Annotated in this window: 15 protein-coding genes and 1 pseudogene; 11 read left to right on the top strand and 5 right to left on the bottom strand. The window is 35.8% G+C overall.

The annotated features are described in order from the left end of the window. Positions 1-184: 184 nt before the first annotated feature. Both ACJTDF_RS06900 and ACJTDF_RS06895 read right to left on the bottom strand, forming a co-directional pair. Positions 185-913 (bottom strand): M48 family metallopeptidase, encoded by a 729-nt coding sequence (locus ACJTDF_RS06900; RefSeq protein ID WP_407965539.1) that lies wholly within the window; start codon positions 911-913, stop codon positions 185-187. Positions 914-947: 34 nt separating this feature from the next. After that, positions 948-1,727, bottom strand: a complete 780-nt coding sequence (locus ACJTDF_RS06895; RefSeq protein ID WP_407966244.1) for an alpha/beta hydrolase — start codon at positions 1,725-1,727, stop codon at positions 948-950. A 195-nt stretch (positions 1,728-1,922) separates the two neighbouring features. Between ACJTDF_RS06895 and infC the strand changes: the two genes are divergently transcribed. Beyond that, positions 1,923-2,441 carry a translation initiation factor IF-3 gene (gene infC / locus ACJTDF_RS06890; protein ID WP_407966243.1) on the top strand — a complete coding sequence of 173 codons (519 nt, stop codon included), beginning with the start codon at positions 1,923-1,925 and terminating at the stop codon, positions 2,439-2,441. A gap of 198 nt (positions 2,442-2,639) precedes the next feature. Continuing rightward, positions 2,640-4,406, top strand: coding sequence for an ABC transporter ATP-binding protein (locus tag ACJTDF_RS06885; protein WP_407965538.1), 1,767 nt, complete (start codon positions 2,640-2,642; stop codon positions 4,404-4,406). A 34-nt stretch (positions 4,407-4,440) separates the two neighbouring features. Here ACJTDF_RS06885 and ACJTDF_RS06880 read toward each other — a convergent pair whose 3' ends face one another. Together ACJTDF_RS06880 and ACJTDF_RS06875 are read right to left on the bottom strand one after the other, a co-directional pair. Continuing rightward, positions 4,441-9,096, bottom strand: coding sequence for a translocation/assembly module TamB domain-containing protein (locus ACJTDF_RS06880; protein ID WP_407965537.1), 4,656 nt, complete (start codon positions 9,094-9,096; stop codon positions 4,441-4,443). Then, positions 9,096-11,009: an autotransporter assembly complex protein TamA gene (locus tag ACJTDF_RS06875; RefSeq protein WP_407965536.1), complete on the bottom strand. Its 1,914-nt coding sequence runs from the start codon at positions 11,007-11,009 to the stop codon at positions 9,096-9,098. Before ACJTDF_RS06875 ends, ACJTDF_RS06880 begins: the two co-directional genes overlap by 1 nt. A gap of 482 nt (positions 11,010-11,491) precedes the next feature. On the opposite strand from ACJTDF_RS06875, the gene ACJTDF_RS06870 reads away from it, so the two are divergent. Then, entirely contained in the window at positions 11,492-13,024 is a 1,533-nt protein-coding gene (locus ACJTDF_RS06870; protein WP_407965535.1) for a YifB family Mg chelatase-like AAA ATPase, read from the top strand. Positions 13,025-13,036: 12 nt separating this feature from the next. Here ACJTDF_RS06870 and ACJTDF_RS06865 read toward each other — a convergent pair whose 3' ends face one another. Beyond that, positions 13,037-13,900 carry a transporter substrate-binding domain-containing protein gene (locus ACJTDF_RS06865; protein ID WP_407965534.1) on the bottom strand — a complete coding sequence of 288 codons (864 nt, stop codon included), beginning with the start codon at positions 13,898-13,900 and terminating at the stop codon, positions 13,037-13,039. A 681-nt stretch (positions 13,901-14,581) separates the two neighbouring features. On the opposite strand from ACJTDF_RS06865, the gene gyrB reads away from it, so the two are divergent. The 8 genes and pseudogenes from gyrB (at position 14,582) to ACJTDF_RS06825 (ending at position 25,547) form a co-directional block, all read left to right on the top strand. Then, entirely contained in the window at positions 14,582-17,011 is a 2,430-nt protein-coding gene (gene gyrB, locus ACJTDF_RS06860) for a DNA topoisomerase (ATP-hydrolyzing) subunit B (protein WP_407965533.1), read from the top strand. 121 nt (positions 17,012-17,132) lie between these two features. Next, positions 17,133-17,915 (top strand): bifunctional demethylmenaquinone methyltransferase/2-methoxy-6-polyprenyl-1,4-benzoquinol methylase UbiE, encoded by a 783-nt coding sequence (gene ubiE / locus ACJTDF_RS06855; RefSeq protein WP_407965532.1) that lies wholly within the window; start codon positions 17,133-17,135, stop codon positions 17,913-17,915. 3 nt (positions 17,916-17,918) lie between these two features. Continuing rightward, positions 17,919-19,505 (top strand): 2-polyprenylphenol 6-hydroxylase, encoded by a 1,587-nt coding sequence (gene ubiB, locus ACJTDF_RS06850; protein ID WP_407965531.1) that lies wholly within the window; start codon positions 17,919-17,921, stop codon positions 19,503-19,505. A gap of 72 nt (positions 19,506-19,577) precedes the next feature. After that, on the top strand, positions 19,578-20,975 hold the full coding sequence (coaBC, locus tag ACJTDF_RS06845) for a bifunctional phosphopantothenoylcysteine decarboxylase/phosphopantothenate--cysteine ligase CoaBC (protein ID WP_407965530.1): 1,398 nt from the start codon (positions 19,578-19,580) through the stop codon (positions 20,973-20,975). A 132-nt stretch (positions 20,976-21,107) separates the two neighbouring features. After that, positions 21,108-21,831: pseudogene (locus tag ACJTDF_RS06840) on the top strand (sulfate transporter family protein). 431 nt (positions 21,832-22,262) lie between these two features. Next, the gene (accD, locus tag ACJTDF_RS06835) at positions 22,263-23,168 is read left to right on the top strand and encodes an acetyl-CoA carboxylase, carboxyltransferase subunit beta (protein ID WP_407965529.1); all 906 of its coding nucleotides are present in this window, start codon (positions 22,263-22,265) and stop codon (positions 23,166-23,168) included. Positions 23,169-23,186: 18 nt separating this feature from the next. Further along, positions 23,187-24,506, top strand: a complete 1,320-nt coding sequence (locus tag ACJTDF_RS06830; protein WP_407965528.1) for a bifunctional folylpolyglutamate synthase/dihydrofolate synthase — start codon at positions 23,187-23,189, stop codon at positions 24,504-24,506. Positions 24,507-24,548: 42 nt separating this feature from the next. Continuing rightward, positions 24,549-25,547: a complex I NDUFA9 subunit family protein gene (locus ACJTDF_RS06825; RefSeq protein WP_407965527.1), complete on the top strand. Its 999-nt coding sequence runs from the start codon at positions 24,549-24,551 to the stop codon at positions 25,545-25,547. Positions 25,548-25,806 lie beyond the last annotated feature (259 nt).

The raw sequence follows: 25,806 nt of genomic DNA, 5'->3' as shown, positions 1-25,806 counted from the left end.
CTAAAAAGAGCAATTTTAAAAATGTTAAACTTAATCACGCAAAAGATAAAGTGAAAATATTGAATCTATCCCCAAAATAAAGCAAAGCTTCGTTATTTCATCCCCCTATAGCCCAGATTATATAACATAACACTATCCAGCATATAAAAACAACACAGACATAAAAAAGAATCATATTTTTACATTAGTGAAAATTAATCCTTTGAAGTGTATAGCCATTTTTCTTTAACCAAGCTTGATAGGTTTTTCTTTCAGGACACAGTTTTTCACAAAGAGACCAAAATCGTTCTCCATGATTCATCTCAACAAGGTGAGCTACTTCATGTGCAACAACATACTCAACAACTTCTTTTGGCGCCATAATAAGACGCCATGAAAAAGAAAGGCGACCATCTGTTGAGCATGATCCCCAACGAGTTCTAGTATCTTTATAACTAATTGATTTAACCTTTCTCCCCACCTTGCTTGCATAATGAACCACTAACGGTGCTATAATAATTTTAGCTTGTTTTTTCAAAACATCAGCAACGCGTCTTGGAAGATGTTCTAATCGACTGTAAATAATAATCTGTGATTCTTGTCCAGCATCACCTGTAATAATTTCAGCTACTCCACGTTTCTCTTTACGCAATATAACATGTGAAGCCCCCAATACAGGAATTCGTGACCCCTCTTTGAGATGAAAATCTTCGTTGATAATTCCTCCACGAGCAAGACGCTTTTCAATCCAAGATCGATGCTTTGCAATGAACCACTGAATCACACTTCGCTCTACTGCAGGCGGAGTTATCAAATAAATCTCTTGTCTGGCTAAATCAACACGCAAGGTAAGACGGCGTGCATTTTTGTGTTCTTTTACCCGCAAAGGTACACGACAATTAGAGAGAATAAAGTCCTGTTCATACACAACCATATATCATATCTCTCATAATAAATGAACATAACCTTTATTCAGCATTGATTCGATCAATCAAAGACATCAACACCTTTTCAAGACAATCCAAATCTTGGGGACGTGAAAATCGGTGATCTGCATCACGCACAAGCGTTAATGTTACATCATGCAAAGGCAAATAATCAAGTAAAGTCAATGTATGCTGATAAGGTATCTTATCATCTTCCATCCCCTGCAGAATATGAATTGGACACCCAACATCTATGCATTCTTTCATAACGCTGTTGTTTCGCCCATCTTCAATGAATGCTTTTGTAAAAAGTAATGGTTCTAAACCATCTGCCGAAGGTCGTTCACAATAGCCTTTTTCCTCGAGCATCCTCCATTCCTCTGCGCTTAAAGCAGGTTCCACCAAAGTCTGCGTAAAATCAGGAGCAGGTGCAATTAAGATCATCCCAACAGGCGCCTTGTTTTTTTGCGCGAGCATCATAGCAAGCCTTATAGCAATCCATCCCCCCATAGAAGAACCAATCAAAATTTGCGGACCTTCACAATAAGCCTCAATAACAGCTAAACTCTCTTTAACCCAGCGCGAAATTGTTCCTTGAAAAAAATCTCCTTTCGACTCTCCATGACCAGAATAATCAAAACGCAAACAAGAAAAATCATTTTTTTGAGCAAAACTATTAACTACCGTCGCTTTACTCCCTAACATATCAGATCTATAACCAGATAACCAAATTAAACTAGGAGAGCGATTGCCTTTGTGGTGACGAACAGCAAGAATCGTATTTTCAAATGAAAAAAATTGGCAAGGAATATTTTGATCCATCATCACCCTTTCTTCAGAGAAAATCCTTTTTACAAAAAGGAAATCACTGTATTTCAAAATAATATAACAAATAATCTTTATAATGATAATGAAAAAAGCGCGAATTTCTGTTGTTTTTCTCTCTGTATATTGTATACTGCTACGTTAGGAATTAATTGATATTAAGGAGCATAAACCATTCGTCGACCATTTAAAATAACCCCTACTCCCAAAGATGGGTTGCGTTCAAATCGCGATATTCGAGTGCCTCATGTCCAATTAATTAATGATGAAGGACAACATCAGGGGATTGTCACAACACAAGAAGCGCTCGCTATGGCAGCAGATGCTGGGCTTGATTTAGTTGAGATTGTGCCAAATGCAGAGCCGCCTGTATGTAAAATTATTGATTTAGGCAAACTAAAATATCAAAATCAAAAAAAAGCAGCTGAAACGCGTAAAAAACAAAAAACTATCGAAATTAAAGAAATTAAAATGCGGCCTAATGTTGATATTCATGATTATGAGGTCAAGCTAAAAGCGATCCGTCGTTTTATTGACAATGGCGACAAAGTGAAGATTACTTTGCGTTTTCGTGGTCGTGAAATGGCGCACCAAGATCTTGGAATAAAGCTTCTTCAGCGGGTTAAAGAAAATACAAGCGAAATTGCCAAAATCGAATCTGAACCAAAGTTTGAAGGTCGTCAAATTATGATGGTAATAGCGCCTAAATAATTTTAATGACAATTTCAACCTTATAAAGCTTATTGAAAATGTATAAATGCGGTTTTGTACATTGCAGAGGTGTTGTGTTATACTTTTTAATAAGAAATTAATGATTAATCCGTAGAAAAAAGGTTATTTATCAGAAGCCCTCCAACTCTCCTATAAAGGATGATTTGATATTGCATAAAAAAGTGATAGAAGTGCTGCATGGCCAAAACACAAATATCCTCTTCTGATAAACATCTCATCATTCGGCTTTTAAAAGAAAATTTTCATAAACATATATGCTGGTATAGTGTAGCCATTGTTTCAATGATCATTATTTCCTTTACCACTGTCATCAGCGCGTGGATTATGCGCGATGTGGTCAATCATATTATTGATGGACAAAATTTTAATATGATTGTTTTTATTTCCAGTGTTATTGCTTTTATTTTCATTCTTAAGGGGATTGCAACTTTTACTCAAACTTATTTTCTAAGCAAAGCAGGCAATAGTATTGTTGCTGAACAACAACGTAAAATTTATACACGCCTCATCAAACAAGGCGTCTCTTTTTATCAAAATAATACTTCATCGGATCTTCTTGTTCGTGTAACCCACAGTGCAACAGCAGCGCGCAATATTATTGATATTATTATCACAACATTTGTGCGTGATTTACTTTCTGTTACTGGTCTTTTGTTTGTTATGTTTATTCAAAATTTCACATTAATTGCCATTACCTTAATAGTAGGTCCATTAGCATTTTTAGGAATTCGAATAGCCTTAAAGCATGTTCGTAACCTTATGGAAAAAGAACTTCTTTCACTCGGAGAAATTATCAAAATCGTACAAGAAACAACGACTGGTATTCATGTCATAAAAGCTTTTTCACTCGAAAAATTGATGCAAAAACGCATGAATAAAGCTATTTATGATGTTGAACAACAAGCAAATAGTATTGCAATGCTTGAAGCTGCTACAAATCCAATTATGGAAACACTTGCTGGCATTGTGATTGCAGGTATTATTTGTTTTTCCGGCTATCTTGCAAGCCAGCGTACAGGCGTTCAAGGTGAATTAATGTCCTTTATTGTTGCTTTACTTTTAGCCTATGAACCAGCCAAAAGACTGGCAAATGTGCGTGTTAAAATTGAATCTGGTCTGGTTAGCATCCGTACAATGTTCGAAATACTCGATCATCCTCTTACAGTTATAGAACATAAAGAAGCTAAAGATCTTAATAAAATAAAAAATTCTATACGCTTTGAGCATGTTTCCTTTGCTTATACTGATAATCATATGGTGCTAAACGATATTAATCTAGAAATTGAAGCAGGGAAAATGACAGCATTAGTGGGGCCATCGGGTTCAGGAAAATCAACCTTTATTAATCTTCTTATGCGCCTTTATGATCCCACTCAAGGGCGTATATTGATTAATGAACAAGATATTCGCTACATCACATTTCGTTCCCTTAGAAACCTTATGGCCTATGTAGGACAAGATACTTTTCTATTTCAAGGAAGCGTTAAATACAATATCAGACTTGGAAAAGAAGGAGCAAGTGATAACGATATTATTAAAGCAGCAAAAGCAGCCAATGCTCATGACTTTATTATGGCTTTACCCGATGGTTATGATACACAAGTTGGAGACAATGGTAATAATCTGTCAGGTGGACAAAAACAACGTATTGCCATCGCCCGCGCCATGCTTCATGATAGTGAAATCTTGCTTCTTGATGAAGCAACAAGTGCGTTAGATTCACAAACTGAGATACAAATCAATGAAGCTCTTGATCACCTTACACAAGGACGTACAACTATTGTTATTGCTCATCGTCTTTCAACGATTGCACGTGCTCATAAAATTATTGTGATACAAAATGGGCGTCTCATTGAACAAGGAACCCAACAAGAATTACTCGCAAAGAAAGAAGGCGTCTATAAAAAACTTCATCACATCCAATTTAAAGAACAGAACTTTTAAATAATAAACTTTATCCCTATCACTAATTTTTAAGTTAATAATCTTTTTCATAAAACAAGCCAAAACTCGTATTTTCTTCACTGCCTATAGCGCCTTTAGCTTTAAGATGGCGTGAAATATCCAAATTAATTGTTCCTTTCGTTGTTCCATTGGATCCTGCTTCAAAACCCAAGTAAATATTATCATGGATATAGCGTCCAACACGTAAACCTGTGTTGCCTTTTTTATCGACAACAACATCAAGATCATCGAGACCAATATGGGTGCGTAAAGTATTCAATAAAGATGTATTAGAAGCACCAGCAAACTCAGCTGCCGCTGCTGTAAGCTGAACAATTTGAAATGGCGATAATTCGTTAAGGGAGCGATTGAAAATCAAACGCGCTAATACCTCATCCTGTGGCAAAACAGGTTGTGAAGAAAACTGAATATCAAGATTATCAATTGTCCCTCTTACTATCACATTAACACGAATATCGCCATTATTATTATTGGTAATAAAATAAACAGTAGGATTAAGATTACCGTTAAAGCTTGCCTGTCCTTTTTCGAAATTGAGACGTTGTGAAAGAATATCAAACCTTCCGCGAATCATTTGTAATTCACCAACCGGACGCATACCTTGCAAAGGACCTTTTAAATTAATACTTCCTTCTAATTCAGCATCTACCCCTCGACCACGTACAAAAAATTTGTTGTGTGCATTAATTTTTATATCCAACCGCACAACAGAAGAGGACTCTTCAGAAACATTTTGATTATGACCGTAAGTTTTAACATTAGCTCGTTCAAGTGTTTTTTGAATCGGTGTGATTAAATTCTTATGTTTAAGATCTAAAAATGCTGAATTTTTAAAATTATCAGGGATAATAAACTCTGCTTTTTCAACTGTGATATCCCCACCAATAACAAGATCACGCAAAAAATAACCAGTTACTGTCATTTCGCCTGTCAATGTTGCAAAAACCATAGATCCATCATTATAATGGGCATGATCAAGATAAATCACTAAATTAGTCTGTAGATCATTAGAAATGCGACCTGAAGCAGAAAGAGACCCTCCATAAGATGAAGAAGCATAAGCATTCTCTAAAATTATATGATCACCATTCAGTTTGCCTTCAAACCTTATATTATTCAATTCTAAATTTGTTTGTGTATCTAAAAAATGACCATTAGATACAGAAAAGTGTCCTTCTAATTGTGGCTGAGACAATGCACCACTGATGGTGCTATCTACCTTTACTATTCCCCCTACATGTGCACCACGTTCAGCTACAAATTGATTCATAAAGCCAAGAGGCATCATGCCTTTAACACGCAATGCAACTTTCGAATTATTCAAAGAAATTTGTCCATTAACAGAAAGATCCAAATCCTTAGCGCCTGATGCTATTATATGCTCAATATGAAATGTCGATTTTTTATAAAAACCACGGATATTCATATTAATTGGCTCTTGTCCTTTATGAGTCATAACTGTCAAATTTTGACTAGAGAGATCAAAATGGGCAGACAAACTCTTCCAATCTCCACCAATATCAATCTTACCAACCACTTCTCCTCCGAGAAGCTGCCCCTTGATAAAACCATTGATCAAATGTGCAGGAAAATTTTTTAAATTAACATGTAAATCAAAATTGCTCTTATCGAGAGGGACTTTTCCTTGTGCTTGCGCTTGCAATCCATCTCCACTCATCTCAGCATATAAAAGAAGATCCTGATTGACCGTTTTACCCTTAGCAGAAAAAGCAAAAGGTTTTACTTTCTTTTCTTGAAAAGAAGCAATCGTCAACTCTTGACCTCTTATATCATAGATTATCTCAGGCTTTGTAAAGCTCCCATGAACCATAATATCTCCTGTTAAAGTCCCGGCAGCATCAAGATCTGGTTTCCAAAGATTCGCTAATGTAGCAGGAACAGCACTCATTGTAAGATGCAAATTAAGAGTATCTTGAATATTGCCTGAAAGCGCGATCTCACCTTCATTGATAGAAATTCCTAACTTACTCATCGTTATTCCATTTTTATCAAAGAGGATGGTCACTGGTTTAAGTAACGCTGCGTGCAAACTGGCTTGTTTCAAATCTATAGTTTCAAGCTGCACTTTTTGTTTCACATCTGCAGATAGCCCTTCTGTTATAACGCGTCCAGAAAGCTTTGCATCCGTATCATTATGCAATACTGCCTGAACATTAAAAACCGTTTGTCCATTGTTATTCACAGCTTGAGCATTCAAATGATTTACCATCATGAATGGTGTCCGAATATGTTCTGCATTAACGGAACCTTTAAATTGTATCGCGCCAAAAGGATTGAATATATCAGCTTGTATAGCCAATTTTTTTATTTCATTTTTTGCAAGTATAAAACGGTTAACATCAGCTTTTAAATTTGCTATTTGTTGGTTATTTACTTCATCAAAGACAAAATCTCCTTTCACTTTCCCGCTCCCTTTTTGCAAAAATAATGCAGAAAGAGTTGAAATATCGTCCGCATCAATATGCAAATTTCCTTTCAAAAAACGTTCAAACGTTTGAGCAATATCACCGGTTATACGCGCATTACCTCCTTGAATATTTATATCCTGAAGTTTCCAGATATGGTCAGTATTATTAAAAGCAGCGGATAGCTGTAATGGTTTCTCAGCAAAAGTCCCCTTTCCCTCTATAAAGCCCGTTAAATAGGAGTTAACTGGTGATGTATTATCCATAAGCACATTAACATTGAATATTGTATTTTGAAGCTTTTTCCCAACCAAAAAAGCTTCAACAATTTGAGCCTTTGTACTGATTGTTATAAGACTATTATGTCCTCTAGCTGCACCTTTAATTGTAGCAGAGCCTTCCATTTTTGAATCTAACAGACTAAGATTAGATATTTGAGCAGAAAAATCCATTTCAGCACTTTCTCTGCCAAAATAGCCATCAGCTTTTATATTGGCAAACTGATTTTTTAAATGGAAATCGTTTACAATTAAACCTATTGCATTCCGCGCAATATCACCTGAAAGAAAAAGTTCTCCCTTTAATAAATTATCAATTGCTCCCCTTCCTACTGTAGCATTGTCAGTTATGCCTAAAAATTTAAGATCAAAAGTACCTTTAATTAAATTAAAATTTCCTTTTGCTTTAATATCCGCACCACCAGAAAATGACTGCCCATTCAACAAACCTAAAGGTGCTAATGTCCGCGCTTTTACGCCAAGATCGCCTTTAAAAATGAAACGATCCATTTGTCCTTTTAACCAAATAGAAAAATCCTGAGCTGTAATACTAAAATCACGGATTGATATTGGTTTCCCAGAAAAAATATCCGTATCAAAATGTATATAAACCGGTTGATTTAGATCTTCTGCAAAACCATCTTTAATCTTTGTAATTCCCTGAAGAGTACCATTAATCTGAATACCTACATGACGAGAAATTAAATCATCAAGATTTTCACTCACACCCCCCATATCAAAAACGGCATCACGAATATGAACATTGTCATTGCTCAAATGATGTATGGCAAGCCGCCCTTTCCAAGTTTGTTGTCCTTTACGGCCATAATCAACTGTTAAAGCAAGATTATCTAGGCGTGTTCGTGTCTCTAATTGTGGTAAGGGAGTTGATGATTTTTCTTTATCAAAAGCTATTTTTCCATCAATAAAAAGACGTCGTAAAAATCCATCATTCGCTATTTCAGCATTAGCTACAACATCAATTGCATCTCCTTGAATAGTCATATGATTAAGCTGCATTGCACCTTCGTTTGTCACCGTTGCTTTTGCTTTTAAAGCAACATTAGATTCAAAGAAACTACGATATTGAGATTGAGCAGGCATTAAAAAACCGATTATTCCTCCTAAATTCGTTACAAGACTATAACCTTCTGGAGCTCCTGCAAGAATAAAATTGCCCTCTACAATAGGTTGCTGATTAACTTTTAAGTGAATCATAATAACCAAATCATCAAAAGTTCCATTACCTTTAATTGAGAGGTTTAATGCAGGACGCTTTTCAAGATCAAGAATATTAGCCATAATACCATTTTGCGGTTCATCAGCAATAATATCAATTGTAGCTGTACGATTGTCCTTGGATATTTTTGTCAAGATAGAAAAATAACCTAATTCATCTAAACGTTGAAACTTTATATTGGTATCCAGCTCATCATTATCTAAGGTTAAATGCCCTTTTAATGATACATCAGAAGCAAAGCCAAAAATGTCCTTTTCAAAGGTCAGACGCTCAACCATCAATGTATTAACAAAAATTGCCATAGGCAATTTGGGTATAGAAAACTGATCGGCTTCAAAAAAAGAAATTGAGGACGAGTTCTGTGGTTTACGTAAAAATATAATTTTTTCTGCTGAAAGTTGATTAATTTCAACACGTCCTCGCAACAAAGGTAAACGATTCCAATCGACCTTAGCGTTGTTAATTTTAAGCCAAATACCTTTATTATCACTTATAGTAATTGTATCAATAGAGGCCTGTGAAGATAATACTCCCCGGATATTATGCAAACGAATTTGTCGATTAGGTGCTGAAATTTTACGTTCAATAAAAGAAACAAGCCATGAACGATCATTTCTTATTTCTTCTCCAGTGAATGAATTTCCTCTCTGAACAAGTAAAAAAAAGCTTATCATCAAAAGAGAAAATCCAAATAAAAAAAACCTCAAATACCACATTTTTTTCATTAGAACGCTTGTCCTATACCCACATAAAAACCAATACGAGGATCACCTTTCTCTCGCTTAAAAGGAAAAGCTACATCAAACCGAAAAGGGCCAAAACCAGTCATATAACGACCTCCAATACCCACTCCCCATTTCATTTGTTGTGAAAAATTAAAATGCGTTTTTTCCCCTACAAAACCGCCATCAATAAAACTCACAAATCCTATTTTATTATTAAAGAAAAAGCGTAATTCAGCTGACCCTTCAACAATAGAACGCCCACCAATAATAGTATCATTTTCTGTTTTTATGCCAATATTGCGATAAGCATAACCTCTAACAGATCCACCGCCACCGGCAAAAAAAAGCGTATCTGAAGGTAATTCAGCTATATTACCTCCAATAATTGTACCAAGCTTTACTCGTGTTGAAAAAATAAAATGATCTTTTACATCAAACGCCCAATAAGACCGACCTTCTATTGTCATTTTTGTCACAAAATTATCAAAACGCATTTCATAAAGCGGTTCAAGAACTGCTTCACCATATAGGCCTTTTGTTGCATTAACTGTACTATTACGGCCATCATAAATCATACCACTCAATAATCCAATTGTGGTGAAATGACGGTTCCCAAAATAATCATCACGTGAATAACCATTAAAAGTAGCTAAAGCAACTCGCCCTGATAACTTATCATTAAAGATATGCGTAATCCCTAACTGCGCTTTGAGAGCTGTCGTAGTATAATTATCTAAAACATCTTGTTCTCCTTTCAATTCTACTGCAAAATCCGTATCAGGAGTAATGATGCCAGGCTTAATGAATGTTGCTCCCAAAAGATAATCAAAATTTTTCGGATGATAAGATTCTTCTTTTCTACTACCAATATCACTTATTTTAGTCTCAATTTTAAGGTGTTCTGCCTGCCCAAAAAGGTTATTGTGCATCCAATAGGCTTCAAGCCCTGCACCATCTAATGTTGAATAGCTACCACCAATGCCAAAACGTCGTGGTTTACGTTCTTCTAAAGTAAGTGTCAGTGGTAAATGACCATCGGAACTAATTGTTTCAGCCTCACGCAAAGTCACTGCACGAAAAACATCAAGTCGTGCAAGCCGTTTATTTGCTTTGATCAACTCATCAGGATTATATTGTTGATCTAATTTTAATCCTGTCATCCATGCAATATAGGCTGAATCCATACGTGGTTGTTCACTCACATTACGCACATTTAAAGAGCCGTAATAAGCCTTTTTTCCAGGATTAACTGTAATCTGCGCATCAACAAAGCGCGCTGCATGATCAGCAACCATATCACGATTCACAATATTTGCCTTAGCATAACCGTGTTGGCGCCATCTTTCTATTAACCACCGTTCTGCTTTAAGAACAGTCTCAGATTTTGCAACAGCACCAACCTTATAACCTAAATTTTCCACTAAAAGAATTTCACCTATTTTATACTTTTCAAGAGAAAAATCTTTATTGAAATTCGCAACATTAAAAACATATTGTGGACCAGCATCAATTGTAATGACAATACTCGACTGCGCAGGTAATTGAGCCAAAGGGCTTAAGTCAGAAACTTCTAAACCATTAATCTTAATACTAATGATACCACCATAACGTCCATCAGCATAAAGAGCTGCAAGTATTGTCCGATAATTTGAACGGGCTTTAGCTAACAAACCAGATGAATTTGCTACTGCTTTACCTTGATCAGAAACAAGAGAAGACGCAGCTTTAGCTATTTTAATCCCTTCTAATGAAGCCCCCGGTGGAGCAACTACCTCAATTGTATAAGATTTTTCTGCACTATTTATTCCATATGGAAAAGAAGCTGATTTTTTTTTTCCAAATAAATGAAAACCAAAAAGCTCAAATGCCACAACTGACCGTGTAAAAGTAAAAATTAGCCATAAGGCTACCATTACGCTGTATGCGGTTATTAATTTCAGCGAAATTCTTGTCCGACATATTCCCAAATCAGGTACTCTTAACAAACATTTTGATGTTTTTTTCTTATAAATAAAATCAACTAAATAACCATAAACATTGTTTTTTATTTAAGTTCTTCACCTCTTTAATTACATTAAATAATATCTTTTTCTTAAATATGTTATTTCATATTTCTTTTCCGTTTTTCCTTTGTATTCACAAAATTTTGAAGAACTGTGAAACAAGGCTTTGTGTAGTGTTATATTTTTATGTTTTTAATACATTCATCTAATTGATGTTAAATACTTTATTGAAGCATATATTATTATAGTTAAATTTATACAAACGGTCCTTCATTACAGTGCTATCAAATCTTTCTATATAACTTCATTAAAAAGCGTGTAGAAGCACTTCTTGATTTTTATACATAGATATGATTGTGTCTTTCAAATAAAAGAAGGGGGGAAATAAAATAATGGTTGCACATATTACAACGGTTGCTTTTCGTGGTTTAGAAGCAATTCCTGTTGATGTACAGGTTATGATTTCCTCTGGTAAAATAGGAATGGCTATTGTTGGATTAGCCGACAAAGCAGTCGCAGAAAGCCGTGAACGGATACAAGCAGCTCTTCATGCTTGCGGGCTTTCTATGCCAAACAAACGAGTTACTGTTAATCTTGCACCAGCTGATTTGCCCAAAGAAGGTTCACATTATGATCTTCCCATTGCCATAGGCTTAATGCTTGCTATGAATCTTCTCCCTTCCGAGATAGGCCAAAAATACATCATTTTAGGTGAATTATCACTTGATGGATCTATTAACTCCGTTAATGGTGTTTTACCTACTGCAATGACGGCATTATCGCTTGATAAAGGATTAATTTGCCCTCACAAATGTGGTCCCGAAGCAGCATGGGCAAATGCAGAAATGGATATTCTTGCTCCTGAAAATCTTCTTACTATAATCAACCATTTTAAAGGAACACAGATTCAAAAAAGGCCACAACCACGTCAATATACCACATTAACCGAATTACCAGATCTCTGTGAGATTAAAGGACAACAATCTGCAAAACGGGCATTGGAAGTTTGTGCAGCTGGACGGCATAATCTTCTATTCGTAGGTCCTCCTGGTGCAGGTAAATCCATGTTAGCCCAATGCTTACCTTCCATTTTACCACCTCTTGATAGCCGTGAGCTTTTAGATGTCGCTCTCATTGCTTCTATTACAGGAGAAACAACACATAATGCTATATCACGCCATTGCCCCTTTCGTTCCCCACATCATTCTGCCTCTATGGCGGCAATGATCGGTGGTGGGCTCAAAGGACGACCAGGAGAAGTATCACTTGCTCATAATGGTGTTTTATTTCTAGATGAATTTCCTGAATTTTCTCCTCAAGTTCTTGATTCTCTTCGTCAACCTTTAGAGAGCGGAGAATGTGTTATTGCCCGTGCCAATCATCATATAAGCTATCCTGCTCGTATCCAACTCATCGCTGCAATGAATCCTTGTCGATGTGGTATGGCTGGTGAAAAAGGCCATGTTTGTTCCAAAGGTATACGGTGCCAAATTGATTATCAATCCCGTATTTCTGGTCCTCTACTTGATCGCATTGATTTACGTATTGAAGTCCCTGCTTTAACAGCTATGGATCTCATGCAACAAAAACAGTCAGAAGAAAGTTATAAAGTCGCAAAACGAGTCGCACAAGCGCGTTCTATTCAAGCTAAACGTTTTGCAACACTTGATCTTCCCCACATCCGCACTAATAGTGACTGTCCTGCAAAAATCATTGAACAAATTGCTATTCCCGATCAAAATGCAGCTACATTACTACGCGATGTTAGCGAAAAGATGCACCTTTCCGCACGTGCTTATCATCGTATTCTCAAAGTCGCACGCACTATTGCTGATCTTGATGAAGCACAACACCTTGCACGCCATCACCTTGCAGAAGCCATTTCCTATCGGTTAAACAACGAAAGACTTGTAACTATCACTTAATGAGTTTTTGAATTAATAAAAACTAACTGGAAAATAACGTAAATAAAGCTCTGTAAGCTTTCCATCACGCTCTAAAGATTTTAGGGCATAATTAAGAACATCAACTAATTCTGCATTCTTTTTTGCAACAGCGATTCGCATTCCTGCTCCTAAAAATTGTGGAGCTATGTAAGCTTCACCAACAAAATGACAACAATCTATTGATTGCGGATCATTTATCCATAAAGACAAAGCCAGCCCATCATCAAAAATAAGATCAATTTCATGATCCTGTAATGCTTTATAGAGCATTTTTCTATCATTAAACCCCTGCCATTTAGCTTTAGGAAAATAACTATGAAACAGTTTTTCATATACACTATTAATCAAAAATCCACTCTTTAAATACTCAAGTTTATCACTTATTAGGTCATTAAGATTCAAAGACTTATATGATACAAAACGTGCAGGAAAACGCAAATAAGTTTGGGTAAAAGCAAAATATTGATGCATTTCCGTTGTTTCTTCTAAACCAGCAATCATTGCCTCTGCTTCATCGCTGTTGAGATGATTTACCAATTCCTCCCGAGGAACAACTTCTACTTCACACAGTTTTTCAAGTGTCAGCTTTACGCAAATAGCACGTAATAAATCAGCATTATAACCTGCAAGATGGCCTGTTTTATCAAGAAAGTTAAAAGGAGGAAAATCAAAAGTTGTAACAAAACGTAAACGCGCTATATTGGCTATATCAGGCTGTATCAAATGTTCGTGCGCATTAAAAAAAGAAGGAAGCCTTCCTCCCATCCCAGCCTGTATAAAAGGTGAAAAAAAAAGGACTGACGCTATAAACAAAATTCTAATAAAAGAATTTAACATATTGATAAATATATTCATTTTTAAAATCTTGCCCCATAAATTATTCATAGCTAAACTGCTCTTTTCTCTTTGTCATAATGTTAAAAACTCAACTAAAAAGAGTTGGTATTTTAAATAGGTTAAAGTATTTGATACTCCTCATAATTATTAAAAAATTTAATAGTTTCCATGTATTTTTAAAATATCTATAATATGGATTTTATAGCGTGCTTTTTGTAGATAGAAATATGGAAAACAAGAGTTCTTTTAGTGCAGAATAAATTTCTATAGTAGTATCGGCTTTATTCCAGTTTTCCTTGTAATTATTGTGACTTTTCTTTATTATGCAAGAATGATACCTTATTTTATAAATACCATTTCTAGACACGATCAATGCAAAACAGTAAGGTCATAACTTCCTTTCAAGGAACGTAAATCTTATTTTAAAGCTATGAAATATAACCAAGGTAACCCTTCACTTTTTATAACAAGGTCTTCTTTCCTCATCATTTTATGATATCGTGCAATAGGTATCGACAAAACATCACCATTTCAATACGAAAAAACCTTTATATCTATTCTAGACATGACATATGTTGAATATAGATTTGATATACGGTAAACATCTAATGTTGTTATTCTATAAATAACGAGCTAAAATATCCAAGCGCACAAAAAATTGATGAAATATTGAAATTAAATACAGAAATGGATTGACCTATGAGTGATGAAACAACTTCGCCAATGTGTGGTGACTATGGTGCATCTTCCATTAAAGTGCTTAAAGGTCTTGATGCTGTGCGCAAACGTCCTGGCATGTATATTGGCGATACCGATGATGGTTCAGGCCTGCACCACATGGTTTATGAAGTTGTAGATAACGCTATTGATGAAGCTTTAGCCGGCTATGCTACTCTTGTAAATGTCACGCTTCATGCTGATGGATCCTGTTCTGTTCGTGATAATGGACGTGGAATTCCAACAGATATTCATCCAACTGAGGGTGTTTCAGCCGCTGAAGTCATTATGACGCAACTTCATGCTGGTGGAAAATTTGATCAAAATTCTTACAAAGTTTCTGGGGGATTGCATGGTGTTGGTGTCTCTGTGGTTAATGCACTTTCTGTTTGGTTGCGGTTACGCATTAAGCGTGATGGCAAAATTCATGAAATGTCGTTTACCCATGGAGTCGCCGATTCCCCATTAAAAATTGTTGGTGATTGCGATTCAGAAAGCGGAACAGAAATAACTTTTTTACCAAGTTCTGAAACCTTTACAATGGTTGAATTTAATTTCGAAACTTTAGAACGTCGTCTACGGGAATTAGCTTTTTTAAATTCGGGCATACATATTCTTCTTACTGATCAACGTCGTGCAGATGTTCAATCAGTAGAACTGCATTATGAAGGTGGATTAATTGAATTTGTCAAACACATTGATCAATCAAAAAAAGCTCTCATTGATAATCCTATTTATATCACAAACGAAAAAGATGGCATGAGTGTAGACGTTGCTTTATGGTGGAATGATTCCTACCACGAAAAAGTATTGTGTTTTACTAATAACATTCCACAACGAGATGGAGGAACTCATTTAGCAGGTTTTCGTAGCGCTTTAACACGTCAAATTAATGGTTATGCGGAATCCTCAGGGATTGCTAAAAAAGAAAAAGTTAGTTTAACTGGTGATGATTGTCGTGAAGGCTTAACAGCTATTCTTTCTGTCAAAGTACCTGATCCAAAATTTTCCTCTCAGACAAAAGATAAATTGGTTTCTTCAGAGGTACGCCCTATTGTTGAAAATTTGGTAAATGAAGGTCTTTCAGCATGGCTAGAAGAACATCCTAATGAAGCAAAAATTCTTATTAGTAAAGTAGTAGAAGCTGCAGCGGCTCGTGAAGCGGCTCGTAAAGCACGCGAACTCACACGACGTAAAGGAGCTCTCGATATCACTTCTTTACCAGGAAAACTTGCTGATTGTCAGGAACGTGACCCTACAAAATCAGAAATCTTTATTGTTGAGGGAGATTCAGCCGGTGGATCCGCTAAAAGTGGGCGTTCACGTCAAAATCAAGCGATTTTGCCCCTGCGTGGTAAAATTCTTAACGTCGAACGAGCACGTTTCGACCGAATGCTCTCATCTGAAATGATCGGAACACTAATCACCGCTCTTGGTACTTCGATTGGGAAAGACGAATTTTCACCAGATAAGGTACGTTATCATAAAATTATTATTATGACAGATGCAGACGTTGACGGAGCACATATCCGTACCCTACTTCTCACCTTCTTTTTTAGGCAAATGCCTGAATTGATTGAACGCGGATATTTGTATATTGCCCAACCACCTCTTTATAAAGTATCACGTGGTAAATCTTTTCAATATATAAAAAATGAAGCAGCATTCGAAGAATTTTTAATTGATAGTGGATTAGAAGAAACAACATTAGAACTTTCAACAGGTGAAATTTTTGCCGGCGCTGATTTGCGTAAGCTTGCTGAAGATGCTCGTATGTTACGCCAACTTCTGAATGGTCTTCACACACGCTATGATCGTAATATTGTTGAGCAGGCAGCAATTGCTGGTATTTTTAGCTTTAAAGCCTTTACAACACCAGAAAAAGCTCAACAAACAGCAGACAAGGTAGCAAATCGCCTGGATTTAATTGCTGATGATATGGAGCGTGGTTGGAAGGGTATCTGCGCACCAGAAGGAGGACTGTATTTTGAGCGTATTTTGCGTGGTGTTAAAGAAATTATTACGCTCGATGCAGGGCTTATAAATTCATCGGATGCGCGCCAAATTGATCGTATTGCTCAAAATCTCACAGATATCTATAGTTCCCCTCCTCTTTTGCATCGCAAGGATAAATCAGAGCGCATTTTTGGACCTATTGGTTTATTAGAAAGTATTTTTAAAAATGGCAAAAAAGGTTTGACTTTACAGCGTTATAAAGGTCTTGGAGAAATGAATGCCGACCAATTGTGGGAAACGACCCTTGATCCTGATGCACGGACTCTTTTACAAGTTAAAATTAATGATGCAACTGATGCAGATTCACTCTTTTCTCGCTTAATGGGTGATGAAGTTGAACCACGGCGATCTTTTATCCAAGATAATGCTTTAAGTGTTGCTAATCTGGATATCTAAAAGCACTTTTTTATCTTAAACTGTATATAAACATTATGATTTTATCTGTTATTTTTTCGTATTTGAGCATTTTTTCCACGTGTCGTTTACAATAAAAGAAAAATAAGAAAGGTCATGTATTATGGCAACGGAAATAGAACGCGTAGGAATCGAAGGAGGCATGGAACATTCTTTTGGCTTCACAAAAGTTGACGAAATGCAAAAACAATCTATGGTTGATAATGTATTTCATTCTGTTGCTGAAAGCTATGACAAAATGAATGATATCTTATCTCTTGGACTCCATCGTATATGGAAAAATTCCATGGTAGCGTGGCTGTCTCCCCCAGCCATTTCTAACTGGAAAGCTCTTGATGTAGCTGGTGGTACCGGTGATATTGCTTTTCGTATTCTCAATGCCTCACGTAAAAAAGCTCATGTTACAATTCTTGATATTAATGGCTCAATGCTAAGCATTGGTAAAAAACGTGCACAAAAAAATAATCTTGCTTCCTTTATTGACTTCATTGAAGCCAATGCAGAACTTTTACCTTTCGAGGATCAAAGTTTTGATGCTTATACTATCGCCTTTGGAATTCGCAATATACCACATATTGATAAAGCTCTCAGAGAAGCTTTTCGTGTTTTAAAACCAGGTGGACGTTTTTTATGTTTAGAATTTTCAAATGTTGAAATGCCTCTACTTGATAAAATTTATGACCTTTGGTCTTTCCATGCTATTCCAAAACTGGGTCAATTCATTACAGGTGACCGTGATGCATATCGTTATTTGGTTGAATCAATTCGTAAATTTCCTAAACAAAATGACTTTGCCCATATGATTAAAAAAGCAGGTTTTTCCTCGGTATCATATCGCAATCTTACAGGTGCTATTGCAACACTGCATTCAGGTTGGAAGACTTAAAAAATGGTGCAAATTTCTACCTATTTTCAACTACTACGTGCATTGTTTATCTTTACGCGAGAAGGAGTTATTAGCGCTCTCCCTTGCGATGGCCTTCAAGGATTTCCAGCAGTATATCACCGTATAGCGAGCGCCTTAGCGCGCCGCAAAACGAAAAAAAAGCACCGATCTGAAAATATATCATATGCTATCAATAAACTTGGCCCGTCTTACGTCAAACTTGGTCAATTTCTTGCTACTCGACCAGATATTGTCGGACGCGATATTGCAGAGGACCTAGCTCAACTCCAAGATCGTGTTCAAACTTTTCCCTGTACCGATGCAATTATTCAAATCGAAAATTCTCTTGGCCAATCTATTAATGATTTATTCACAGATTTTTACCCACCTATTGCAGCCGCTTCTATTGCCCAAGTTCATCCAGCTGAATACTATGATAAAACAGGTCACAAAAAAAAATGCGCTGTTAAAGTTATCCGTCCTAATATTAGAAATCGTTTTGCAAAAGACCTTAAAGGCTTTTATCTCATTGCCCATTTACAAGAACGTTATATACCTGCCTCCCGACGTTTATGTCCTGTTCGTGTTGTTGATACTTTGGCACAAACAACACAAATTGAAATGGATTTGCGCTTAGAAGCTGCTGCTATATCAGAAATGGCTGAAAACACCCAACATGATGCAGGTTTTCGGGTACCTAAAATTGATTGGGAACGAACAGGAAGAAATGTTTTAACAATGGAATGGATCGATGGCATAAAAATGTCTGATATTCCAGCACTTAAAAAAGCTGGTTTTGATTTAAAAGCTTTAGCCATTACGCTCATTCAATCCTTTCTCCGTCATACTTTACGGGATGGCTTTTTTCATGCTGATATGCATCCTGGTAATTTATTTGTTGATCCACAAGGATGTATTGTTGCGGTTGACTTAGGAATTACAGGACGGCTTGGAAAAAAAGAAAAGCATTTTCTTGCTGAAATTCTTTATGGTTTTATTACTCGCGATTATCATCGTGTAGCATACGCCCATTTTGAAGCAGGCTATGTCCCATCACATCATAATATGGAGAGTTTTGCTCAAGCCAACCGAGCTATTGGTGAGCCTATTCACGGACAATCTGCACAAAGTATTTCTATGGCCAAATTGCTTACACTCTTATTTGAAGTTACTGAACTATTTGACATGAAAACGCGACCTGAACTCTTATTACTGCAAAAAACCATGGTTGTTGTTGAAGGAGTAGCACGCTCATTAGATCAAGATTTTAACATGTGGAAAGCCTCTGAACCAATTGTCAAAGAATGGATTAGCAAAAACTTGGGACCGGTTGGACTTGTAAAAGATTTGAGTGAAGGAACACAAGCGTTGCTTTCACTCGTACGTCAAACTCCGCAATTGATACAAAATTTCCAACAGATAGAAGAAGGATTAAGTAAAATGACAAAGACAGGACTTTATCTTTCTCCTGCTACGCTTAAACAACTTGCTTTTGAACAAAGCCGCACTAACCGTTATGGCCGCTATAGCTTATTCATTATTGCTTCTTGTTTGCTTCTTGTTACTTTTTTTCTTTTTCCTTCTTTCTAACTTACGCAATATATTAAAGAAAACACAATTAATGAAATTACTGCTATCATTTTAATATCTCGGAGATATATTATGGCCAATATTACCCTTCGAAATGTATCACTTGAGATTCAAGAATTTTTACGTATACGCGCTGCACAAAAGGGTATTTCTATAGAAGAAGAAACTCTTCACCTATTAAATAATCTCGCAGAAACATCTATTATATCACCACGACAAACAAGCACTACTGAACAACAATCATTAAAATCAAAATCGATTCTTCTTATTATTGGTGGAAGTATTGCCGCATATAAAGCGCTTGATCTGATTCGCCGTTTGCGAGAACGTGGAGCTCATTTAAACATTGTTATGACAAGAGCAGCTCAAAAATTTATTACCCCTCTAGCCGCTGAAGTTCTCAATGGTGGTAATGTATATAACGATTTATTTTCACGTGAAGAAGAACAAGACGTTGCTCATATCCGGTTAGCGCGTCAGGCAGATTTAATTATTGTAGCTCCAGCCACTGCGAATCGTATTGCAAAAATAGCTACTGGAATAGCAGATGATTTAGCCAATTGCACCATTTTAGCAGCACGTTGTCCACTTTTGATTGCCCCTGCAATGAATCCAACTATGTGGACACACCCAGCAACTATTCGTAACATTGCAAAATTGCGTGAGGATGGAGTTCACATAGTAGGACCAGAAGTGGGCGAAATGGCTGAACAAAACGAAAGAGGTTGTGGACGTATGAGTGAGCCTCTAACCATTGTAGCTTCAACAGAAGCGCTTTTGAGTGCACAAAAAAAACCACTTTCTGGTCGTTACTTCACTGTAACTTCCGGTCCTACTCATGAACCAATAGATCCAGTACGTTATCTAGCTAATCGCTCATCAGGTAAACAAGGACATGCCATTGCAATAGCCTTAGCTAACTTAGGTGCAACCGTGACACTTATTTGTGGACCTGTCGATCTTATGGATCCAGAAGGAGTAAAAACTATTCATGTGAAAACAGCTTGCCAAATGTTACAAGCCGTACAAGAAACACTCCCTACTGATGGTGCTATTTTTGTTGCTGCTGTTTGTGACTGGCGCAGCCAAACACAATCTTTACAAAAAATAAAAAAGGAATCCAACAAAACACCATTTTCTCTGCACATGGTTGAAAATCCTGATATTCTAGCTACAATCGGTCATGCTACAAATCGTCCTCCACTTGTGATTGGCTTTGCTGCTGAGACATGCAATATCATTGCTAATGCACAAAAAAAATGTATTCAAAAAGGGGCAAACTTCATTCTTGCAAATGATGTTTCTCTTCATGCGGATGGTACAAACGTCATGGGTTCTGATACAAATGAAATTTTTTTCGTAAGCAAAGACAATGTCGAACATTGGCCACATATGAGCAAACAAAAAGTAGCTGAGAAATTAGCAAGTGTTATTGTATCATTTTTTTCTTCTCTTACTCTCATTTCATGAATAACGAATAAAATCTTATTCTAAATGAATAATAATTGATCCTAAAGATATAATTTACGAAATAAATATTATATATAAAATACTTTTCAGTCTATCTCTTGTTTTTTACTCTTCATCTCTTACTTATCGCTCATGATTTTTACAGCTGCTTATTATGCTCTACAACGTCTTTTCACTCAGCAATATCGCTCAATGATATGGAAAGTATTAGGACTCACTTTTATTATCCTTGTTATTATATGGGTATGTACATACCAGTTGTTTATGTCCTACTTTTTGGCTTTGGATTGCTCATTTTGCTTCTGGATTAACTAATTGGGAAAACTGGATAGAGTTAAGCATACTTATCATTTTTAACCTTGGTTTGTCTTTATTGATAGCCTTTTTTATTGCTCCACTTGCAGCAATGATTGGCAGTTTTTTCATTGATAACGCTGCTGCAATTATTGAAAAAGAAGATTATCCAAATGAGCCTACTGGACAAGCTATGTCATGTGGATATTCTTTTATTTTTGCTTTTAAATTTCTTATTTTAAGCCTTTTCGGAAATGGAATTGCTTTTTTCTTGTTTTTTATACCGAATATTAATTTAATTGCCTTTTATATAATTAATGGCTATCTCTTTGTCCATGAATATTTCCTATTTGCTGCTTACCGTTTTCGATCTAAACAAGAAGCTCATGTTTTTTTACATACCCACCATACCACTGTTTTTTGTGCAGGTTTATTGATAGCGTTTTTTGTTTCTATTCCTATCCTTAATTTAGTCACGCCGCTTTTTGCAGCTGCCTTTATGACGCATTTACATAAAATGCTTTCTTCCACACCAGACTCTATAACCGTCACACTAAAATAATAGCATCTGATCAATTAAAATAAGAATATACTTTTACAAAACTAACACAACTTAATACATTTTTATATTTATAATATAAAAAACATGCACTCAAATTTAGAATATGCCATCTTAAAATTATTGAAATAATTAATGTTAGAATAAAAGATCATACCTATTTTCTAACGATATTTTCTCAAAAATCCCTTACAATAAAGTTATTATTGACAATTACTCACATAATAGCGCCGCAATGTAATTTGACATTAAAATAAAAAACTAACAAAATAAATTATCTTAATTATAGAAAACATTTTTATTTGAGCTATTATCATCGCATTAAATGAAGCAGTTTATTGTCTGTTTGGAGCAAAGATAAGTTTCATTATTCGGTCCTACATTCCCTCAACCCACACATAAAGCATATAATATTTCATAGAGAGGTGACAAAGATGAACTGGATTACAAATTATGTTCGTCCTAAAATCAATTCCATATTAGGGCATCGTGAAATTCCAGATAATCTATGGATCAAAGATCCCACTAATGGTCAAATGGTCTTCCATAAAGATCTGGAAGCTAATCAATATGTGATTCCTAATTCTGGCTATCATATGCGTATTAGTGCCAAAAATCGTCTTATGCATTTCTTTGATGATGGAATTTACACACTCATTGAAAATCCGAAAGTTGTCATAGATCCATTAAAATTTCGCGATGAAAAACGTTATATTGACCGATTAAAAGACTATCGTTCTAAGCTTGGTGTTGAAGATAATATTTTAAATGCACGAGGAACTATTGAAGGTTTACCAATTATTGCTACTGTTCAAGATTTCGCTTTTATGGGCGGATCACTTGGCATGGCTGCAGGAGAAGCTATTATAAAAGCTTTTCATACTGCCATTAAAGAAAAATGCCCTTTAGTTCTTTTTGCAGCTTCAGGTGGAGCAAGAATGCAAGAAGGAACATTATCATTGATGCAAATGCCACGTACAACGGTAGCAATTGAAATGATAAAAGAAGAAAAACTACCTTATATTGTGGTTCTTACCAATCCGACCACTGGTGGTGTTACTGCTTCTTATGCTATGCTAGGCGATATCCATATTGCTGAACCTGGTGCTATGATTGGCTTTGCAGGACCACGTGTTATTCAACAAACAATTCGTGAAACTTTGCCCGAAGGTTTCCAAAGTAGTGAATATCTCTTTGAACACGGTATGATTGATATGGTTGTCTCTCGTTTGCAAATGAAAACTACTATTGCACGACTTTTACGCTTAATGACAAAAAGTCCTGCAATTCCTAAATCTTCTAATCCATCACCAATTAAATCTGCAAAAACTGCCTTCTAAAAACAAATCCATCAAATTATGAAAAAAAGCTGCATGCAACAAGTGATAGATGATCTACTAAAAATCTATCCGCAAAAGTGTGATCTTTCTTTAAACCGTATTTTACGTCTTTTAAAATGTCTTGATAACCCACATTTAAATCTTGCTCCTGTTATTCATATTGCTGGAACAAACGGTAAAGGATCTGCTTCAGCTATTTGTCGTGCTCTCTTAGAAAGTGCAGGCTATCGTGTTCATGTATACAGTTCTCCTCACTTAGTTAATTGGAATGAGCGTTTTCGACTAAATCACAAAGGAGAGAGTCAATTTGTCACAGATAGTCTATTAATCAAAACAATTCATCAAATTATAGAAGTAAATTGCAACCAACCTATCACTATTTTTGAAGTTTTTACGGCTGCCGCCTTTATGCTGTTTAGCACATACCCAGCTGATGTCATTATTTTAGAAGTTGGATTAGGAGGACGTTTTGATGCCACAAATGTCATTAACAAGCCAGCTGTGTCACTTATCATGCCTATTGATTATGATCATGAATCTTTTCTTGGTAACACAATTGAACAAATTTCTTTTCAAAAAGGAGGAATCATTAAACCAGAAGTTCCTGTAGTTATTGGTAAGCAAGATCATGATATAACTTATTCTTTTCTTAGTTCTCTTGCTATCAAAAATAAAGCACCCTATCATCTTTTTAACCAAGATTATCAAAGCTATGAAGAATACGGGCGTATGGTATTTCAAAATAATCAAGGTCTAATGAATCTTCCGCTCCCTAAGCTTATTGGTGCTCATCAAATTGCCAATGCCGGTGCTGCTATCGAGGCAATTTACCAAGCAGGTTTTCAACTTTCAGAACAAGCCATAAGCAACGCTTTGCAAAATCTTTATTGGCCAGCACGAATGCAGCATCTTACTTACGGAAAATTAGTCGATCAACTTCCTCCTGATTTTGATTTATGGTTAGATGGAGGTCATAACCCTGCCGCTGGAAAAGCCATCGCAAAAATATTAACCCAATGGAAAAAAAAATCAAATTGTCCTATTGTGATGATTGCTGGTATGCTTAATACTAAAGACAACATTGGTTATTTTCGCCCTTTAGTCAATCTCGTTAAGAAAGTATATACAGTTCCTTTGACTTCCAGTAATGCAGGTATTTGTCCTAAAATTTTAGCAGAATTAGCTCAAAAAGCAGGGCTTATCGCCAATCCACAGGCTAATCTACAAGCTGCATTTCACAAAATTAGTTCAGAATACAAAGAAGCAATTGTCCTAATTGGTGGTTCTCTGTACCTTGCAGGCGAGATTTTGCGTGACAATCAAACGCCGCCATGTTAGCAATCAGATGTTTTTAGCACTTTAATGATAGAATTTTTGATCATGAAACTTGATTACGCCCTTTATCAAAATCCTAAACTTATTACTGTTTTTGGTGGATCCGGTTTTGTAGGACGACATGTTGTGGAAACCTTAACTAAGAGAGGTTATCGGGTGCGTATTGCTGTGCGTTGTCCACAAAAAGCTTATTATATGTTACAAATAGGCGAAGTAGGACAAACACAAATGCTTAAAACTGATGTCAGGAATTATGCTTCAGTAAAACATGCATTATTCGGAGCAGATGGTGCAGTTTTTCTTCCTGGAAGCTTAGCCCAAGCAAACAAACCAAATTTTCAAAATATACAGGTTGATGGTACGAAAAATGTTTCTGAGTTAACAGCTAAAGCTGGAATTCCTCTCATCTATATGTCAACACTTATTACTGATAAAAATACCTCATTTTCTTATGCACGTACTAAAGCTATAAGCGAACAAATCGTTCGCAATACGCATTCTCAAGCAGTTATTATGCGTTCATCTGTTATTTTCGGACCAGAAGATTATTTTTTTAATTTTTTAGCAAATTTATCTCGTTTTATGCCAATCATGCCACTTTTTGGTGGTGGACAAAGTAAATTGCAACCTGTTTATGTTGGTGATATTGCTAAATTCGTTGTATATGCTTTAGAAAAACGCGTTATCTTAGGAAAAAATTATGACCTTGGTGGACCCAAAGTTCTTACATTCGAAAATACTCTTGAAGAGATATTAAAAGTTATTCACCGCAAAAAAAGAACACTTCCTATACCCCTTTCTATTGGATTTTTTATCGGAGGTTTCTTCGGAGCTCTTAGCAAATTACCCTTTTTTCCAACACTCATAACAGCTAATCAAATACGTTTTTTACAAAAGGACCATATTGTTTCCCAAGAAGCTAAAGATAATGGATATACTTTAGAAGGAGTAGGAATTACTCCTAAATCAATAACTGCTATTTTGCCAAGTTATCTGTGGCGATTCCGTCCGCAAGGACAGTTTTCTCATAATTTATCAATTTAATGTATTTCGCTTTTATAACCTGATTCACTTTCCTATAAAAAAGAAAAAGTTTAGAAATATCTGTAAGTTTTACATTTTACTCAAAATAAAATTTTATAAGAGTTTTGCTTGTATCTAAAAAACTTTAAAATTTTCTACTCAGCTTCTCACATCACTATTTAAAACGTTAATACATATTTGTTGCACAAACTTATGCACGTTTAAAAAGGTTTTTTCATATAGACAAATATTTGTATTCGCTTGCATTTCTTTTTAATTT

The sequence above is a fragment of the Bartonella bennetti genome (genome assembly GCF_045945445.1).
Lineage (GTDB): Bacteria > Pseudomonadota > Alphaproteobacteria > Rhizobiales > Rhizobiaceae > Bartonella.
This window is presented reverse-complemented; position numbering and strand designations above follow the sequence as displayed.

Bases quoted from the DNA above. Each gene is read 5' to 3' on its own strand.
- ACJTDF_RS06900 (WP_407965539.1), bottom strand. From the start codon at position 913: ATGGTTGTGTATGAACAGGACTTTATTCTCTCTAATTGTCGTGTACCT.
- coaBC (WP_407965530.1), top strand. From the start codon at position 19,578: ATGGCCAATATTACCCTTCGAAATGTATCACTTGAGATTCAAGAATTT.
- ACJTDF_RS06865 (WP_407965534.1), bottom strand. From the start codon at position 13,900: ATGAATATATTTATCAATATGTTAAATTCTTTTATTAGAATTTTGTTT.
- gyrB (WP_407965533.1), top strand. From the start codon at position 14,582: ATGAGTGATGAAACAACTTCGCCAATGTGTGGTGACTATGGTGCATCT.
- ubiB (WP_407965531.1), top strand. From the start codon at position 17,919: ATGGTGCAAATTTCTACCTATTTTCAACTACTACGTGCATTGTTTATC.
- ACJTDF_RS06875 (WP_407965536.1), bottom strand. From the start codon at position 11,009: ATGGTAGCCTTATGGCTAATTTTTACTTTTACACGGTCAGTTGTGGCA.
- accD (WP_407965529.1), top strand. From the start codon at position 22,263: ATGAACTGGATTACAAATTATGTTCGTCCTAAAATCAATTCCATATTA.
- ACJTDF_RS06825 (WP_407965527.1), top strand. From the start codon at position 24,549: ATGAAACTTGATTACGCCCTTTATCAAAATCCTAAACTTATTACTGTT.
- ACJTDF_RS06830 (WP_407965528.1), top strand. From the start codon at position 23,187: ATGAAAAAAAGCTGCATGCAACAAGTGATAGATGATCTACTAAAAATC.
- ACJTDF_RS06885 (WP_407965538.1), top strand. From the start codon at position 2,640: ATGGCCAAAACACAAATATCCTCTTCTGATAAACATCTCATCATTCGG.
- ACJTDF_RS06895 (WP_407966244.1), bottom strand. From the start codon at position 1,727: ATGGATCAAAATATTCCTTGCCAATTTTTTTCATTTGAAAATACGATT.
- ubiE (WP_407965532.1), top strand. From the start codon at position 17,133: ATGGCAACGGAAATAGAACGCGTAGGAATCGAAGGAGGCATGGAACAT.
- ACJTDF_RS06880 (WP_407965537.1), bottom strand. From the start codon at position 9,096: ATGAAAAAAATGTGGTATTTGAGGTTTTTTTTATTTGGATTTTCTCTT.
- ACJTDF_RS06870 (WP_407965535.1), top strand. From the start codon at position 11,492: ATGGTTGCACATATTACAACGGTTGCTTTTCGTGGTTTAGAAGCAATT.